Source organism: Mesorhizobium sp. YM1C-6-2 (assembly GCF_003666685.1).
Classification (GTDB): domain Bacteria; phylum Pseudomonadota; class Alphaproteobacteria; order Rhizobiales; family Rhizobiaceae; genus Mesorhizobium_K.
In genome coordinates, this window is the sequence record NZ_RCIZ01000001.1 from 682662 (window position 1) to 699497 (window position 16836).

The 16836-nt window shown below is 66.4% G+C and carries 15 protein-coding genes; 11 read left to right on the forward strand and 4 right to left on the reverse strand.

Annotated features, from left to right (window positions below):
* Positions 1 to 71: 71 nt before the first annotated feature.
* The 7 genes from D8676_RS03340 to D8676_RS03370 all read left to right on the forward strand — a co-directional run bounded on the left by D8676_RS03340 (position 72) and on the right by D8676_RS03370 (position 7618).
* Entirely contained in the window at positions 72 to 1160 is a 1089-nt protein-coding gene (locus D8676_RS03340) for an ABC transporter substrate-binding protein (protein WP_183096954.1), read from the forward strand.
* A gap of 71 nt (positions 1161 to 1231) precedes the next feature.
* Positions 1232 to 2752: a sugar ABC transporter ATP-binding protein gene (locus D8676_RS03345; RefSeq protein WP_121579393.1), complete on the forward strand. Its 1521-nt coding sequence runs from the start codon at positions 1232 to 1234 to the stop codon at positions 2750 to 2752.
* Positions 2749 to 3696: an ABC transporter permease gene (locus D8676_RS03350; RefSeq protein ID WP_121579394.1), complete on the forward strand. Its 948-nt coding sequence runs from the start codon at positions 2749 to 2751 to the stop codon at positions 3694 to 3696. The genes D8676_RS03345 and D8676_RS03350 overlap by 4 nt, the downstream gene beginning before the upstream one ends.
* A gap of 2 nt (positions 3697 to 3698) precedes the next feature.
* Positions 3699 to 4676 (forward strand): ABC transporter permease, encoded by a 978-nt coding sequence (locus D8676_RS03355; RefSeq protein WP_183096955.1) that lies wholly within the window; start codon positions 3699 to 3701, stop codon positions 4674 to 4676.
* 10 nt (positions 4677 to 4686) lie between these two features.
* On the forward strand, positions 4687 to 6246 hold the full coding sequence (locus D8676_RS03360; RefSeq protein ID WP_121579396.1) for an FGGY-family carbohydrate kinase: 1560 nt from the start codon (positions 4687 to 4689) through the stop codon (positions 6244 to 6246).
* Position 6247: 1 nt separating this feature from the next.
* Positions 6248 to 7063 carry a GntR family transcriptional regulator gene (locus D8676_RS03365; protein ID WP_121579397.1) on the forward strand — a complete coding sequence of 272 codons (816 nt, stop codon included), beginning with the start codon at positions 6248 to 6250 and terminating at the stop codon, positions 7061 to 7063.
* A 105-nt stretch (positions 7064 to 7168) separates the two neighbouring features.
* The gene (locus D8676_RS03370; RefSeq protein ID WP_121579398.1) at positions 7169 to 7618 is read left to right on the forward strand and encodes a universal stress protein; all 450 of its coding nucleotides are present in this window, start codon (positions 7169 to 7171) and stop codon (positions 7616 to 7618) included.
* Between the two features lie 56 nt (positions 7619 to 7674).
* Here D8676_RS03370 and D8676_RS03375 read toward each other — a convergent pair whose 3' ends face one another.
* The 3 genes from D8676_RS03375 to D8676_RS03385 are packed head-to-tail and all read right to left on the reverse strand — an operon-like array spanning position 7675 to position 12272.
* The gene (locus D8676_RS03375) at positions 7675 to 8616 is read right to left on the reverse strand and encodes a DmsC/YnfH family molybdoenzyme membrane anchor subunit (RefSeq protein ID WP_121579399.1); all 942 of its coding nucleotides are present in this window, start codon (positions 8614 to 8616) and stop codon (positions 7675 to 7677) included.
* Between the two features lie 3 nt (positions 8617 to 8619).
* Positions 8620 to 9354: a 4Fe-4S dicluster domain-containing protein gene (locus D8676_RS03380; protein WP_121579400.1), complete on the reverse strand. Its 735-nt coding sequence runs from the start codon at positions 9352 to 9354 to the stop codon at positions 8620 to 8622.
* Positions 9351 to 12272, reverse strand: a complete 2922-nt coding sequence (locus tag D8676_RS03385) for a molybdopterin oxidoreductase family protein (protein ID WP_121579401.1) — start codon at positions 12270 to 12272, stop codon at positions 9351 to 9353. Before D8676_RS03385 ends, D8676_RS03380 begins: the two co-directional genes overlap by 4 nt.
* Before the next feature lie 189 nt (positions 12273 to 12461).
* Between D8676_RS03385 and D8676_RS03390 the strand changes: the two genes are divergently transcribed.
* The 4 genes from D8676_RS03390 to D8676_RS03405 all read left to right on the forward strand — a co-directional run bounded on the left by D8676_RS03390 (position 12462) and on the right by D8676_RS03405 (position 15881).
* Positions 12462 to 13358, forward strand: a complete 897-nt coding sequence (locus tag D8676_RS03390; protein ID WP_121579402.1) for a LysR substrate-binding domain-containing protein — start codon at positions 12462 to 12464, stop codon at positions 13356 to 13358.
* A gap of 202 nt (positions 13359 to 13560) precedes the next feature.
* Complete coding sequence (locus tag D8676_RS03395) at positions 13561 to 13989, forward strand: MucR family transcriptional regulator (RefSeq protein WP_121579403.1); 429 nt, start codon at positions 13561 to 13563, stop codon at positions 13987 to 13989.
* Positions 13990 to 14069: 80 nt separating this feature from the next.
* Complete coding sequence (locus tag D8676_RS03400; RefSeq protein ID WP_121579404.1) at positions 14070 to 14744, forward strand: hypothetical protein; 675 nt, start codon at positions 14070 to 14072, stop codon at positions 14742 to 14744.
* A gap of 231 nt (positions 14745 to 14975) precedes the next feature.
* Positions 14976 to 15881, forward strand: coding sequence for a DMT family transporter (locus D8676_RS03405; protein ID WP_121579405.1), 906 nt, complete (start codon positions 14976 to 14978; stop codon positions 15879 to 15881).
* A gap of 12 nt (positions 15882 to 15893) precedes the next feature.
* Here the strand turns inward: D8676_RS03405 and argB are convergent, their stop codons facing one another.
* Positions 15894 to 16790 carry an acetylglutamate kinase gene (argB, locus tag D8676_RS03410; protein WP_121579406.1) on the reverse strand — a complete coding sequence of 299 codons (897 nt, stop codon included), beginning with the start codon at positions 16788 to 16790 and terminating at the stop codon, positions 15894 to 15896.
* Positions 16791 to 16836: the final 46 nt, after the last annotated feature.

Sequence of the window (16836 nt, forward strand, 5' to 3'; positions counted from 1 at the left end):
TCAATCAAGCCAGCTGGTGCCGACGGTTGGTCGGTTGGGTCAGCGCAAGTGGAGAGAGAAAAGGGATGGGCATGCGTACCAACAACACGATGAAGGCTGCCGTCTCGGCGGCCTTGTTCGCCTCGCTGATGTCGAGCGCGTTCGCGCCGCCGGCGTTTTCACAGGAGCCGGCGCCGATGCGCCCGGCCAAGTGGTCCGACGAGAAGACCGATTGCAGCGCTTTCAAGAAGGAGCCGCCGTGGACGATCGGCGTTTCCAACTACAGCCTCGGCAATTCCTTCCGCGTGCAGATGTTCGAGGAGCTGAAATTCGCAGCCGCCAAGGACAGCCGCATCAAGGAAGTGGTGATCACCAATTCGGACGGCAGCGTGCCGAAGCAGCTTTCGGACATCGAGGATCTCTTGACGCGCGGCGTCGACGGTCTGCTGGTCACGCCGCTGTCGTCGGAGGCGGTGGCGCCTTCGGTGGAAGAGGCCGTGGACGATGGCGTGCCGACCGTCATCTTCAACAACGAGATCGCGACCGACAAGTTCACCTCGATCGTCTGGGCCGACGAATATCGCTTCGGCTGGCTCGGCGGCAACTGGCTGAAGGAGAAGCTCGGCGGCAAGGGCAACGTCGTCGTGCTCGAAGGCATGGCCGGCACCTCGACCAGCGACCTGCGCACGCGCGGCGCGCTCGAAGCGCTGGGCGACGGCGTCACCATCCTCGCCCGCCAGCCGGCCGACTGGGCCTACGACAAGGGCAAGGCGGCGATGCAGGACTTCATCTCCGCCTATCCTGAGATCGACGGCGTCTATTCGCAGGGCGGCGCTATGTCCCAGGCGGCTATCGATGCACTGACCACGGCCGGTAAGCCGCTCGTCCCGGTTACGGGCGAAGGCTATAACGGCTTCCTCAAGACCTGGGCCGCCAACAAGGACAAGGGCTTCGCCTCGATCGGCCCGGACGAGCCGACCTGGCAGAGCGTCGAGGCGCTCAACCAGCTCGTCGCCTGCCTCGCCGGCGAGACCATCGAGAAGTGGCACGAGATCCCGATCTCGCTGATCACCGAGGAGAACCTCGGCGACTTCGTGAAGCCGTCCTGCCCTGACGACGTCTGGGCCAACACCAAGATGGACTACGAGACGATCAAGACCCTATACAAGTGCACCGACTAAGGCACTGAGGGCCTCTGTCGAAAGCGGGGCGGACCGTTGAGGTTCGCCCCGCCTCGTCCCGGGTGACATCCATGTCCGACAACTTCCTCGAGTTCCGCAACGTTTCGAAATCCTACGGCGGCGTCCACGCGCTGGAGGACGTCTCGTTTTCCGTGCCGGCCGGTCATGTCCGCGCGCTGCTGGGCGAGAACGGCGCCGGCAAGTCGACGCTGATCCGCGTGCTCGCCGGCACCATAGGCGCGGACCGCGGCACGATCGCGCTCGACGGGGTCGAGCGCGCCTTCGCCACGCCGCTTGAGGCGCTCGAGGCCGGCGTCGTCACCATCTACCAGGAATTCAATCTCGTCCCCCAGCTCACCGTCGCCGAGAACATCTTCCTCGGCTGGCTGCCGACCACCGCCGGCTGGATCGACCGCGGCAGCATCCGCGCCCGCGCCTCCGAGATTTTGAAGCGGATCGGCGCGACATTCTCGCCGGACGCCCGTGTCGGCGACCTCAACGTCGCCGGCCAGCAGATGGTCGAGATCGCCAAGGCGCTGTCGCGCGACGTCAAGGTTCTGCTGATGGACGAGCCCACGGCAGCGCTGAACGACGCCGAGATCGAAGCGCTGTTCCGCATCATCCGCCAGCTCAGGGCCGACGGCGTATCGATCCTCTACGTCTCCCATCGCATGGCCGAGATTTTTGCCATCGCCGACAGCGTCACCGTGCTGAAGGACGGCCGCCATGTCGGCACCGAGCCGATCTCCGAGGTGACCACCGAAAGTCTGGTCCGCATGATGATCGGCCGCACGCTCGGCGAGTTCTATCCGCCCAAGGCGACGGATTTCGGCGCGCCGGTGCTGGAGATCGGCGGCTTGTCGGTCGGCAAGGCGCTTCAGGTCGAAAAACTCGTCCTGCGCAAGGGCGAGGTGCTCGGCATTGCCGGCCTCGAGGGGCAGGGACAGCGCGAGCTCGTCCAGGCGATATCAGGCGCGCGGTCCTTCGAGGCGGACACGTTCCTCATCGAAGGCGCGCCCGTCCGCATTCGTTCCATCCGCGACGCGATCGCCGCCGGCATCGGCTACATCCCCGACGACCGCAAGCGCGACGGGCTGGCGCTCATCCGCACTAGCGCCGAGAACCTCGCTATCGGCAGCCTCGCCAGGCGGCTGCGTTTCGGCGCGGTCGTCTCGGGTTCGGCCGAGCGGCGTTTCGTCGACGATCTGGTCGCGGCGCTGCGCGTAAAGCTTTCGGGGCCAGACCAGCGCGCCGGCGACCTTTCGGGCGGCAACCAGCAGAAGCTCGTCTTCGGCAAGGTGCTCGGCGCCAAGCCGAAGATCCTGGTCATGGCCGAGCCGACGCGCGGCGTCGACGTCGGCGCCAAGCGGGAAATCTACGAGATCATCCGCGAGCTGACCCGCTCGGGCGTCGGTGTCGTCCTTCTATCTGGCGAGCTGCCTGAAATACTGGGCATGAGCGATCGCGTGCTGGTCATGGCGAACGGGCGCATCGTCGCCGAGATGACGGATCCTGAGATGAGCGAGGAAGCGATCATGACCGCCGCCACTGCCGAGGCGCCCGAGGCCGGCGTCATGGATGACGCGGCATGACGGCTGCGCTGCGCAATATCCGTCTGCGCGACGTCGTCGGGGCGCCGCTCTTCCTGCTCGTCGTCCTGCTCCTCATCGGCGTCGCGATCGAACCTGCGATCACCGGCGAGCGCGCCATCCGCAACATCCTGACCACGGCGACGCCACTGATCCTCGCCGGCATCGCGCAATCGCTGGTCATCCTCGTCGGCGGCATCGACCTCTCGATCGGCGCGATTATCAGCGTCGCCAATGTGGTGGCCGCGGCGCTGATGACCGCCTATCCCGACATGACAGTGGCGATCGTCTTCGGCGTGCTCGCGCTCGGCGCAGGCATCGGTCTCGTCAACGGCGTGCTCTGCGCCTTCTCCGGCGCCAGCCCCTTCATCATCACGCTGGCTATGGGCATCGCCCTGCAGGGTGTCGCGCTGCAGATCATGTACCAGCCCGGCGGCACGGTCGCCTCGGGCTTCCGCCAGATCGCCCGCGCCAACTGGGGCGCGCTGCCGGTCACCACGGTGATCGTCGTCGCGCTGGCGCTGCTGCTTGCCGTTGCGATCCGGCGCACCTCCTGGGGCGTCTCGCTGATCGCCATCGGCGGCAACGAGGCTTCCGCGCGGCTATCCGGCATTTCGGTGAAACGCCAGACCGTGCTGCTCTACGTGATCTCGGGCTTCCTCGCCGCCTGCGCCGGGCTCTTCCTGGCGTCGCGCATCAGCTCGGGCGACCCGCTGGTCGGCGAGCCGGTGACGCTCGATTCGATCACCGTCGCCGTGCTCGGCGGCTCCAGCTTCCTTGGCGGCTCGATCAGCGTCGTCGGCACCACTGTCGCGGCGATCGTGCTCGCCATGATCAACACCGTGCTGAACCTGAAGGATGTCTCTCCCTTCTACCAATGGATGCTGAAGGGCGCGATCCTGATCCTGGCGCTCTCGCTCGATCTCTTGCGGCGCAGGAAAGGCTGACCATGGCGCTCGTCTCCCCTGCGGCATCCACCAGCGCGCCGATGAAGATGCTGCGTTTCTTCATCACGCCGAGCGGCGCGGTCTGGATCGCTATCGCCATCTTGCTTGCGGTGGCAGCGCTTGCTTCCGACAATTTCGTCAGCGGCGATCACCTGCTCAACGTCGCCCGCCATGCCGCCGCGCTCTGCATCGCCACTGTAGGCCAGGTTTTCGTCATCATGACGGGCGGCCTCGACCTCTCCAACGGCGCGGTGATCACGCTGGTCAGCGTCGTCGCCTCGCAATTGCTCGGCGGCAGCGATCAGTATCTGGTACCGGTCGTCCTGCTTTGCCTCGCCATGGGCGCCGCTGTCGGCCTGTTCAACGGGCTGATCGTGGCGAAGCTCGGCATTCCGCCGCTGATCGGCACGCTCGGCACCTTCGGCATCCTCAAGGGCGCCGCCTATGTGCTTACCGGCGGCGCGCCGAAGGGCGGCATCCCCGAGTCCATCCGTTACGTCGGCAACGGCACCATCGCCGGTTTCCCGATCTCGACGCTCTGCGCGCTCGCCTTCGTCGCCTTCGGCGCCTTCCTGCTCAGCCGCACCATCTTCGGACGCCAGCTCGTCTTTCTCGGCGCCAATCCGAGCGCTGCTCGTCTGTCGGGCGTGCCGGTCGCGCGCATAATCATCCTCGCCTATGTCTTCTCCGGCGTCTCGGCCGCTTTCGCGGGCCTGCTCGCGGTCGGCTACACCGGCGTCGGCAGCCTGTCGCTGGGCGAGGGCTACAATCTCGATTCGATCACCGCGGCGGTCATCGGCGGCACCGCCCTGACGGGCGGCTCGGGCTCGGTGGTCGGCGGCGCGGCCGGCGTCTTCTTCCTCGCTCTGCTGACCAGCTTCCTGCGCTTCCTGGGCCTCTCCTACAGCGGGCAGCTCATCGTGCAGGGCGCAATTCTCGCCGCGGCCGTGATACTGCAAGCGCGCGTATTCCGCCGCTAAGGGAGATTTGATGGAGCCGCTACTTCTCGGCATCGACGTCGGCACCTCGGTCGTCAAGGCCGTGATCTTCGACCGCGCCGGCCGGTTGGTCGCCGCGGCGCATCGTATCCCGCGCCTCATCCATCCCGAGGTCGGCTGGTCCGAGGCCGACATGGAGGAGCTCTGGCAGGATGTCGTAACCGTCGTCCGCGAAGCGGTCGCCAAGCCCGGTGTGGAGCCTTCGGCGGTGCTCGGGCTCGGCGTCAGCGGCACATGCTGCTCGAGCTGGCTGCTCGACGAGGAGGGAAAACCCGTCCGCAACGCCATATTGTGGAACGACGGCCGCGCTGCCGGCATCGTCCGCGAATGGCATGACTCCGGCCTGATGGACGAGCTCTTCGCCGTCTCCGGCAATGTGGTGTTCCCCGGCTACACGGTCGCCGTGCTGCGCTGGCTGAAGGAGAACGAGCCTGAGACGCTGCAGCGCGCCCGCCATTCGGTCTTCTGCAAGGACTGGATACGTTATCGCCTGACCGGCGAGATCGCCTCCGAGCACACCGATGCCGGCTCCGTGCCTTACGACATCCGCGAGGGGCGTTTCTCCGAGGATGTGTTCACCGCCTGCGGCGTCCCCGAGGCGCTGTCGCTTCTGTCGCCGCCGAAAGACCCCGGCGACGTGGTCGGCCATCTGCTGCCTGAGATCGCGCAACTTGTCGGCCTGCCGTCCGGCCTTCCCGTCATCGCCGGCATGATGGATGTCGCCGCCACCACGCTCGGCACCGGCGCGATCCGCGCCGGCCAGGCCTGCTCGATCGTCGGCACCAGCTTCCTCAACTGCTTCCTGCTCGACAAGCCCGGCTTCGAGCCTCCCGGCGTCGGCGTGCAGATGCGCACCACCGGCAATGTCTGGCTGCGCGCCATGGTCAACACCGCCGGCACCATCAATCTGGACTGGTTCCTCGACCATCTCTGCCCGGCCGAACGCGCCGATCCGAAGCTCGCCGGCGCCGGCATCTATCGCTGGGCGGAGGCGCAGGCCGCCTCGGTGCCGCTCGGCGCCAGCGGCCTCATCTACCATCCCTATCTCAGCAATGCCGGCGTGGTGTCGCCCTTTTTCCATCCGGCCGCGCGGGCGCAGTTCTTCGGCCTTTCCGTCGACCACACCCGCGCCCATATGCTGCGCGCGGTCTATGAGGGCGTCGCCCTTTCGATGCGCGATTGCGTCACCGCCATCCCCGACGCTGTCGACGAATGGTTCATGGCCGGCGGCGGCAGTCGCAGCGACTTCTGGTGTCAGATGTTCGCCGACTGCACCGGCAAGGCGATCCTGGTTCCCGAAGGCGAGGAGTTCGGCGCGCGCGGCGTCGCCATGCTTGCCGGCATCGCCACCGGCGTCTATGCCGACGTCGCCGACGCGGCGAAATCCGTCAGCCGGGTCCGCCGCCGGTTCGAGCCCGATCCCCGCTTGACGGAACGCTATGCCCGCCTCCATGACATATACAAAGGCGTGCACCGGCACCTCAGGGAGGATTGGTGGGACCGCTTCAATATGCTGAACGAGTTCGACAAGGCTGCAGCGAAGTCCGCCTGACATGACGCATCCGAAACCATCATTCCTGGAAAAGGCGGACGATCCCAGGCCGCTCTACATCCAGATCAAGGAGGCGCTGCGCCGGCAGGTGCTGTCCGGCCAGATACGCGAGAAGCTGACCAGCGAGATCGAGCTCGCGCAGCAGCTCGGAACCAGCCGCGGCACGGTCCAGCAGGCGATCGCCGGTCTCGTCCAGGAGGGCCTGCTGCATCGCCACCGGGGCCTCGGCACCTTCGTCAATCTCGACCGTGTCGAAAGCTACTACCGCGAGATCTCCAGCTTCACCGGCACGATGAAGGCGCAGGGCCTGTCGCCATCCGTCCACCTCGTCCATTTCGGCCGCCAGGCCCCGACGCCCGAGCAGACGAAGCTCCTCCAGCTCGGGCCCGGCGAGGAGATATTCTGGTACGCGCGCACGGTCTTGCTCGACGGCGCGCCGATCGTGTTCACCGATTCGTACATACCGGCGAGCCGCTTCCCCGGCCTCGAGATCACCTCGCCGGGCGAAAGCCTCTACAAGATCCTGCGCCAGGAATTCGGCGCCACGCCGTTTAAGGCGAAGGACACCTACACACCCGAACTCGCCAGGGGAATGGTGGCCGAGGCGCTTGCCATCGCCGAAGGCACGCCGGTCTTCCGTGTCGAACGCGTGGCCCTCGACCAGGGCGGGCTGCCCATCGAACTCGCAGTCTCCTGGTTCAACAAGGGCCGGGTGACGGTCGAGATCTCGCCGATGTCGCTCTTCCTGGAAGAGCAGTTCTTCTCCGGCAGCGCCCATGCCAGCCAATGGCACCACCAGCTGCTGACGGAATATTAGGGCCAACGGGAAACCGCGCTGCGCCATTGACCTCGATCAAGGCGATGCGCATCCTGCGTGCTATCTGAAATTCCATCATATGCAGATGATCGGACAGGCCCCACCATGTACAAGCACATACTGATTTCCACCGACGGTTCCGATGTCGCGCAGAAGGGCGTCGACCACGGGCTCTCGCTCGCGAAGGCGCTCGGCGCCAAGGTCACCATCATCACGGTCACCGAGCGCTTCCCCATCCGCGCCGACGTCGTCGGCATGGGTTGGGTTCCCGGTCCAACCGAGATGGCGGACTATGCCGCCGGTCAGCAGAAGTGGGCCGAAGGCGTGCTGGCGCGCGCCAAGGAGGGCGCCGACAAGCTCGGCGTTCAGGCCGACACGCTGCACGTTCCCGATTCGCTTCCCGCCGAAGCGATCATCGAGACGGCAAAGGCGCGCGACTGCAGCCTGATCGCCATGTCGTCCCATGGCCGCCGCGGCCTCGGCCGCCTGCTGCTCGGCAGCCAGACGTCGGAAGTGCTTGCCCACAGCCCGGTACCGGTGCTCGTCGTCAGGTAGTCACGCCGCATTGGCGCCTGCAGAAAGAACTGCCCTTTCCAGGGCAGTTCCGGAACCTAGCGCCCGTAATAGAGCGTGACCGTATGCTTCGCCTCGGCGAAGAAGAGCCAGCGCTCGACCAGCATGCCGGCGAGCTGGGACAGCGCCGCCGCGACCGACAGCACGACTGCCAGTCCGCCGATGTCGGAAAAGCTGAACGCTGTCGCAAGCATGAAGAGCGGAGCCGCGAAGGCGAGCGCCTGGGCGATGACGCGCAGCTTCATCGCGTGCTTGCGCGCCACGGCGAAGCCCATTTCCTTCAGCAGGTAGTTTTCTTCCGTGTGGGGCCATTCGATCGAGCGCACGGTGCCGCCCGCCAGCCCCGTCGCGCTGTTCAGCGTGGTTGTCGCAACGAGACTGTCATTGTGCTGCCACGTCGCGCTTTTCCAGCCCCAGCCGACCATGCCTGAGACGATCGCGAAAAGCATCGCCGGCGTCCTCGGTTCGTCCAGCAGCGCCAGCAGCGCGTTGAACAGCACGCTTCCGGTCATCGCGGCGAAGATCAGGTAGCCCGGCAGCGTGAACTTGCTTGACCATTGGGCGATGGGCTTCAGCGAGGCGTAGATCATCGCGGTGGTGCACACTGTCACTGCCGCTGCTATGGCCGACAGCAGTCCGGTTGCCGCCACCCAGCCGCCCTGCTTGCCGAGCAGCACCCAGCCTATGCCGAACAGGCCGGCGGGCACGAAGGTCGCGACCGAGGCGACGCCCTCGCGCGACAGCCAGGAACTGCGCCATTGCGAGAAGGCGCGCCAGGCGCGCTCCGGCCGGCCGAGATGGGCGGTCGACGAAAGCAAACCGGCCGAGATCAGCGCCAGCGCAAGGCCGAGCGAGACCAGCCGGAACCAGAAGCCGCCTTCGATCAGGCCGAACCCGCCAGCCACGCCGAGAAACGCGAGCAGGCCGTAGCCGGCGCCGGTCGCGGTGGTGAAGAATATGACGGAATAGGCGGGATGCATGGTTCAGGCCGACAGCATGCGATCGACCCAGCCGAGGAAGCCGCCCTCGACCTTCACCGCTTCGAGAGCAGGCGCCGGCACGGTGGCGGCGCGCTCGGTACGGGCCCGCGGCGGCAGGTATTTGTTGGTCGGACGGTAGCCGAGTTCCGGCATCAGGTCGACGCCGCCACGCTCGGCGACGAGTTGCGAGATCGCAGAGTCTGGATCGCCGAGGTCGCCGAAATGGCGCGCGCTGGTCGGGCAGGCCGCGACGCAGGCCGGCACGCGGTCCTCCGGCGCGATGTTGTCGTTGTAGATGCGGTCGACGCAGAGCGTGCATTTCTTCATCACGCCGACATCGGTGTCGAACTCGCGCGCGCCATAGGGGCAGGCCCAGCTGCACAGCTTGCAGCCGATGCACTTGTCCTCGTCGACCAGCACGATGCCGTCGGACGTCCGCTTGTATGAGGCGCCGGTCGGGCAGACGGTGACGCAGGCCGGCGTCTCGCAATGCAGGCAGGAACGCGGAAAGTGCACCGTGCGCCCGCCGGCCTCCGTGGTGTGCTCGTAGGCGTGCACCCGGTTGAACCAGACGCCGTCGACTTGGCCGCCATAGGGGTCGATGTCGGTGAGCGGAGCCATGTGGCCGCCCGTGTTCCATTCCTTGCACGACGTCACGCAGGCCTGGCAGCCGACGCAGGTGTCGAGATCGATGACGAGGCCGAGTTTTTTCTCGGTGCTGGCAGGAAGACAGGTCATTCCGCCGCCTCCCTTTTCTTGCGGAATTCCGCGCCGAACGAAAGCTTGTCTGGCGCGGCCGGGAGATGCGGGGGCTGCGCGAGACGCTGGAACTGCGGCTCGGTGAAGCCGGCCTCTCCAGGCGCGCATTTCTCGATGCGGACCTTGAGGTCGAACCAGGCCGCCTGTCCCGTCACCGGATCGGAGTTGGAATAGCGATCAGCGCCGGCGGGAAGCCGGTCGCCGATGATGTGGTTGAGCAGGAAGCCGCGGCTGGATTCGCCGGCGTCGTCCTTCAGCCCCCACGCGCCCCGCCGCTTGCCGATCGCGTTCCAGGTCCAGACCGTCTGCCGGTTGACGCCGTCGACCAGCCTGACCTGTCCCTTCACGCGCCCGTTCACACTTACGATCCACACCCAGTCGTCGTCGGCGATGCCGAGTTCGGCGGCGGTCTGCCGATGCACGAAGAGGCGGTTCTGGCTGGTGATCTGTCTCAGCCACGCATTCTGCGACCCCCAGGAATGGTACATGTGCATCGGCCGTTGGGTGAGCGCGTTGAGCGGATAGCGCGTTTTGTCGACGGCGGCGTGCTCGAACGGCTCGTACCAGAAGGGCAGGGGGTCCATATGGGCTTCGAGGCGCGCCCGCTCTGCCTCTGGCGGGACCGCCGGTCCATGCCCGCGCGCGGCGAGCCGGAACTTCTGCAGCGGTTCCGAATAGAGCTGGAAGTGGACCGGCCCCATCCTCTCCTTGAAGCCCATGCGCACCGCGAATTCGAGATAGGAGCGGTTCGCCATCTTGTAGAAGCGCTGGTTGTCGGCGAGCTCGTGGTGCCAGAAGCCGCCATTGTCGATGTAGCGCTGCAGCTGGTCGGGATTCGGCTTGCCGGTGCCGAAGGTTTCCCCCTCCTCGCCGCGCCAGCCGGCGAGCGGCCCGATCCCCGGCAGACGCTCGTGGTTGACGATGTAATCGGCATAGTCGCGGTAGACAGGCGAGCCGTCCTCCTTGACGAAGCCAGGCAGGCCAAGCCGTGCGCCGAGTTCGATCAGCACCGTCTGGAACGGCCTGACGTCGCGGTCGGGCTCGACCACCGGATGGCGGATCGCATCGCCCGGCCCGTCTGCATGGCTGATCGGCCGGTCGAGCAGGCTGATGCAGTCGTGCCGCTCGAGATAGGTGGTGTCGGGGAGCACGAGGTCGGCATAGGGAACCGTTTCGGAATAATAGGCGTCGGAATAGATGATGAACGGGATCTTGTATTCGCCCTGCTCATCCTTGTCGGTCAGCATGGTGAGCGTCTCGACGGTATTCATCGAGGAGTTCCACGCCATGTTGGCCATGTAGAGGAACAGCGTGTCGATCCTGTACGGGTCGCCGGCCCAGGCGTTGCGGATCACCGTGTGCATCAGCCCGTGCGCGGCGAGCGGCGCTTCCCAGGAATAGGCCTTGTCGATGCGGACCGGCTTGCCGCTCTCGTCGACCAGCAGATCCTCCGGCCCGGTCACGAAACCGAGCGGCATGCCGGCAAGTGGCGTCATCGGCTTGCCGCCGTCCTTGCCGGCTGGCTTGGGTCCCGGCGGCGCGAGTTTCGGGAAGGGCGGCTTGAAGCGGAAGCCGCCGGGCACGTCGACCGTGCCGAGCAACACCTGCAGCAGGTGGATCGCCCGGCAGGTGTGGAAGCCGTTGCTGTGGGCCGAGATGCCGCGCATCGCATGCATGGCGATCGGCCGCCCGCGCATCGTCTCGTGGCGCCGCCCCGCCCAGTCCGTCCACGCGACGGGCAGTTCGATCGCCTGCTCGAAGGCGACATGGGCGAGCTCGGCCGCGATCCGCCTGATGGTCGCCGCATCGACGCCGCAGCGCTCGGCCACGGCGTCGGGGGAATAGGCCTCGTCCAGATAGCGTTCGGCGATGAGCTGGAAGACCGGCACGCAGCGGCGGCCGTTGACATGATGGACGCCGGTCAGCGCCGGCTTGATGTACGGGTCGAGCGCGCTTACCGCCGCGCCTGCTTCCCGGTCCCAGGCAAGCGGCCTGTCGTCATTGCTGCGCAGGAACAGCCCGTCGTCGGCCGCGCCGGGTTCCTGGATCACCAGCACCGGCGCGTTGGTGTAGGCCATCAGATAGTCGAGATCGACCTTGCCGGCCTTCAGCAGTTCGTGCGCCAGCGCCAGCACGAACAGCCCGTCCGTGCCTGGCCGGATGCCGATCCAGTCGTCGGCGATGGCGTTGTAGCCGGTGCGGCAGGGATTGACCGAGACGACCTTGGCGCCGCGCGCCTTGAGCTTGCCGAGCCCGATCTTGATCGGGTTGGAATCGTGGTCCTCGGCGACGCCGAAAAGCATGAAGAATTTCGTGCGTTCCCAGTCCGGCTCGCCGAACTCCCAGAACGAGCCGCCGATCGTGTAGAGCCCGCCGGCCGCCATGTTGACCGAGCAGAAGCCGCCATGGGCGGCGAAGTTCGGCGTCCCGAATTTTGCCGCCCACCAGCCGGTCAGCGATTGCGACTGGTCGCGTCCGGTGAAGAAGGCGAGCTTCTTCGGATCGGTCTGGCGGATGTGCGACAATCGCTCGGTCGCGATCCGCATCGCCTCGTCCCACTCGATCTCGCGGAATTCGCCGGAACCGCGCGGCCCGGTCCTCAGCAGCGGCTTCTTCAGCCGCGCCGGGCTGTAATGTTGCATGATGCCGGCGCTGCCCTTGCCGCAGAGCACGCCGCGATTGACCGGATGGTCCTTGTTGCCGTTGATGTAGCGGACCTTGCCGTCCTTGATGTGCACGTCGATGCCGCACCGGCAGGCGCACATGTAGCAGGTCGTCTTGGCGACCCGGTCGGCCACCTCAGGCGAAGTCTCGACGCCATCGCCTTCCGCGGGCGCGGCGACACCGAGCGGCCGCTGCGAAGGAGCGGAATTGGCGGCGCGTGACGCTGCGCTCATCGGCTTCCGTCCTCAGGCATCCCGCTCCTCGGCTGCATTGGTTTCGTGCGTCGTTGGAATATCAGGCAATCCACGACCGGATGATTTCCAGAAACAGGAACATTATTCCCCAATCAATCGTCTATATGGAAAAATCGGTCAAGCAGATTGTTCTTGTAAGTTTGATCGATATTGTTTCTTAATTGCCGCATGACCCCGGAGCAGCTCCGCATCTTCGTCGCCGTGGCCGAGCGCGGTCACGTCACGCGCGCCGCCGCCTTCCTCGGCATGTCGCAATCGGCCGCTTCGGCCGCCATCAAGGCGCTGGAACTTGGCAGCGGCGTCCAGCTTTTCAACCGGGTCGGCCGCGCCGTCGAGCTTTCTCCCGCCGGCCGCCGTTTCCTGCCCGAGGCCAAGGCCGTGCTGGAGCGCATCGCCGAGGCGCGCAACGTGCTCGAGAACGCCTCCCAGGCGATGGCCGGGTCGATCGCCATCGCGGCCAGCCAGACCATCGCCAGCTACTGGCTGCCGCGCCGGCTTGCCGCTTTTCAGGACAGCCACCCGGCTGTCAGGCTGGATGTGACCATCGGCAACACCAGGCAGGTCGAGAACAAGGTGCTCGACGGCACCGCCGACATGGGCCTCGTCGAGGGTCGCACCGGGTCGGATATCCTCCGCCGCGCCAGGGTCGACGTCGACCGGCTGATGCTGGTCGTCGCGAGATCCCATTCCGAGGTCGCGGAGCTGGCGCCCGGCCTGCCGGACATCTCCAGCCTTCGCTGGATCGTCCGCGAGGCGGGTTCGGGCACGCGCGAGGTGCTGCAGGACCTGGCGCGCCGCATGGGCATCCCCTTCGATTCACTCAGCATCTTTCTGGTCCTGCCGAGCAACGAGGCCATCGTGCAGGCGGTCGAGGCGGGAGCCGGCGCCGCCATCGTCTCCGAACTGGTGGCCGGCAAGGCCGTGGCCGAGGGGGAGTTGCGTCGCCTGCCGCTGGCGCTGCCGCCGCGCGATTTCGCCGTCATCTCGCATCGCGACCGCCAGCCGACCCTGTCGCAGACCGCCCTCAAGTCATTTTTGCAGACCGAGACGAATCCTGGCGCCTGATCAGCGTCATCCAGGGTTTTCCGCTGCAAAAGCGAGGTTAAATCGGTTGCAGCGGAGCGTCTGCCGTCCTCTTCACCCTGCCGAACGGCTGTATTTACCGGTCCACTCGCGGATTTTTGTTGTGAAGGCGAAGGATAGACATTGAGCCAAGCAACTTTCCGGACTAGACACGGCGGCGGGATTGGGTTTGGGGAGAATGACATTGTCCGACATTGAAGAGACTGCTTTGATCGCGCTGACGGCTGAGATCGTCTCGGCCTACGTCACCAAGAACCGGTTGCCGCCGACGGGATTGCCCGAACTGATCGCGAGCGTCAGCGGTTCCATCCGCAAGCTCGGGGAGCCCGCACCGGAGCCCGAACCGGTGGCGGTGCCGGCCGTGAACCCGAAAAGATCGGTTCACCCCGACTACATCGTCTGCCTCGAGGACGGCAAGAAATTCAAGTCGATGAAGCGCCATTTGACGGCGCACGGCCTGACGCCGCAGCAATATCGCGCCAAATGGGGACTACCCCCGGACTACCCGATGACGGCGCCGAACTATTCGGCGACCCGCTCCGCCATGGCCAAGGACATCGGCCTCGGGCAGAAGCCGGTAGCGCGCAAGCCGCGCCTCAGGAAGGCGTCGTAACCGGATATGCCGGTCGGGCCTTGCCCGGCCGGCACGCCAAGGCTGGCGTTCGCGGGTCGAACTGGGGCATGTAGCCCGGTATGATCCCGTGGATAGTGCTCGATTCGGCCAGGATTCCCGACGGACGCGAGGAGTTGCGGCTCAAGCGCCGCGGCGACGAGTTCTCCATCATGCTCGGCGCCAACGAGCTTATGAACAGCCGGCTAAGCGGTTCCGAGGAGGCGCTGGCCAGGCTCGCTTGTGCGAAGACCGTCGGCAGGCCCCGGCCCGGCGTCCTGATCGGTGGGCTCGGCATGGGCTTTACGCTCCGCGCGGCGCTAGCCGACCTGCCCCCCGATGCGAAGGTGACCGTCGCCGAGCTCGTGCCGGCTGTCGTCGCCTGGGCGCGCGGTCCGATGGCCGAACTTTTCGCCGGCTGCCTCGACGACGCCCGCGTGGACGTCGGCGAGGCCGACGTCGCCGATCTCATCGGCTCGGCCAGGGCCGCGTATGACGCGATCCTGCTCGACGTCGACAACGGACCGGACGGCCTGTCGCGCAGCGCCAATGATCGCCTCTACAGCCTCGCCGGCCTGGCCGGTGCCCGCGCCGCGCTGAAGCCCGGCGGCGTGCTCGCCGTATGGTCCGCGCATCCCGATGCAGGCTTCGCCGCACGGCTCAGGAAAGCTGGTTTCGAGGTGGAGGAAGTGCACGCGCGCGCCCGCGGCAAGCGCGGCGCTCGGCACGTCATCTGGCTGGCGACCCGGAAGGCCTAGCGGCCGCGGTCGGTGGACCGCCGGCAAATCCGCCTTGGCCTGTTCGCATCGCGACGGTTCGTGCTAACGCATGTCTCCCGAAAGGGGGGACCGGTTTCGGGACCAAAGACATGCGCAGCAACAAGGCCCTGAAGCGCGCAAAGCGAATCTGAAAGATCGCGACGCGCTTAGGGCACGCTCGCGAAAGGTCTCGCCGGAACAAGGCGATATCAGTATTCCCGGAAAGCCTGCATGGAACTCTGGATTCCCATAACCATCGGCGCCGCGTTCCTGCAGAACCTGCGCTCGGCGACCCAGAAACATCTGAAAACCGTGATGGGTACGACGGGCGCCACCTTCGTGCGCTTCGGCTTCGGCTTTCCCTTCGCGCTCGCCTTCGTGGCGTTGCTTCACTGGTCGGCCGGTTATCCCCTGCCTTCGCTGAACGGGACGTTCTTCGCCTGGGCCGGGCTCGGCGCGCTCGGCCAGATCGCCGCGACCTTCCTGCTCATTCACCTCTTCTCGTTCCGCAACTTCGCCGTCGGCACCGCCTATTCGCGCACCGAGCCGGCGCAGGCGGCGATATTCGCGCTCGTCTTCTTCGGCGAGCGGGCGAGCCTCGGCACGGTCGCAGCCATCGCCATCAGCGTCCTTGGCGTCATGCTGATCTCCGTCGCGCATGTCGCCGTCAGCCTGCGCTCGATGGTCATGTCGACCTTCAGCCGCAACGCGCTGATCGGGCTTGCCTCGGGCACCGCCTTCGGCGTCTCGGCGGTCTCCTACCGCGCCGCCTCGCTCTCGCTCGGCGGCCCCAACTTCGTCATGCAGGCGGCGGTCACGTTGGCCTTCGTCATCACCTTCCAGACGGCGATCATGCTTGTCTGGATGCTGTGGAAGGACCGCGCCGAGATCGGCCGCATCGCCAGGGCGTGGAAGCCGTCGCTCTTCACCGGCTTCGTCGGCGCGACGGCGTCCTTCGGCTGGTTCGCCGCGATGACGCTGCAGCAGGCGGCGGTGGTAAAATCGCTCGCCCAGATCGAGATGCTGTTCACCTTCGCGGCGACTGTGTTCTTCTTCAAGGAGAAGATCACTCGGCTGGAGATCGCCGGCTGCGTTCTGATCGTCGGTGGAATCCTGGTGCTGCTCGCCGTCAGCTAGGCCGGCATCGGCTCACGGCACGATCAGCGTGCCGGCGCCGTGCTCGGTGAAAAGCTCCAGCAGCACCGCATGCGGGGTCTTGCCGTTCAGGATGACGACGCCCTCGACGCCGCGCTCGATCGCCTCGATGCAGGTCTCGACCTTGGGGATCATGCCGCCCGAGATGGTGCCGTCGGCGATCAGCGCCCTGGCCTGGGAGACTGTCAGCTCGTCGATCAGCTTCTTGTCCTTGTCGAGCACGCCGGGCACGTCGGTGAGGAACAGCAGGCGCGACGCCCGCACCGCGCCGGCGATGGCGCCGGCAAAGGTGTCGGCGTTGATGTTGTAGGTATGGCCGTCGCGCCCTGGCGCCACCGGCGCCAGCACGGGGATCATCTCCGAACGGGCCAAGAGGTCGAGCAGCGTGCGGTCGACCTCGACCGGTTCGCCGACGAAGCCGAGATCGAGCACCCGCTCGATGTTGGAGTCGGGATCGCGGACCTTCTTCTGCGCCTTTTCGGCGAAGACCATGTTGCCGTCCTTGCCGCAGAGCCCGATCGCCCACTCGCCCTCGGCATTTATCAGCGCCACGATCTCCTTGTTGATCGAGCCGGCGAGGACCATCTCGACGATCTCGACCGTCTTCTGGTCGGTGACGCGCAGGCCGCCTTCGAATTTGGACTCGATGCCCATGCGGTTCAGCATCGAGCCGATCTGCGGGCCGCCGCCATGCACGACGATCGGGTTGACGCCCGATTGCTTGAGCAGCGCTATGTCGCGGGCGAAGGCGCGGCCGAGCTCGATGTCGCCCATCGCATGGCCGCCATATTTAACGACGACCGTCTTGTTCTCGTAGCGCTGCATGTAAGGGAGCGCGCGCGAAAGCAGGGCGGCCTGCATCTCTGCGGTGGCGGCGATGTCCGTCGTCATCGGGATCCTCGGGCAGGATGGAAATGGTTGCGGCGTCTTAGCGGGA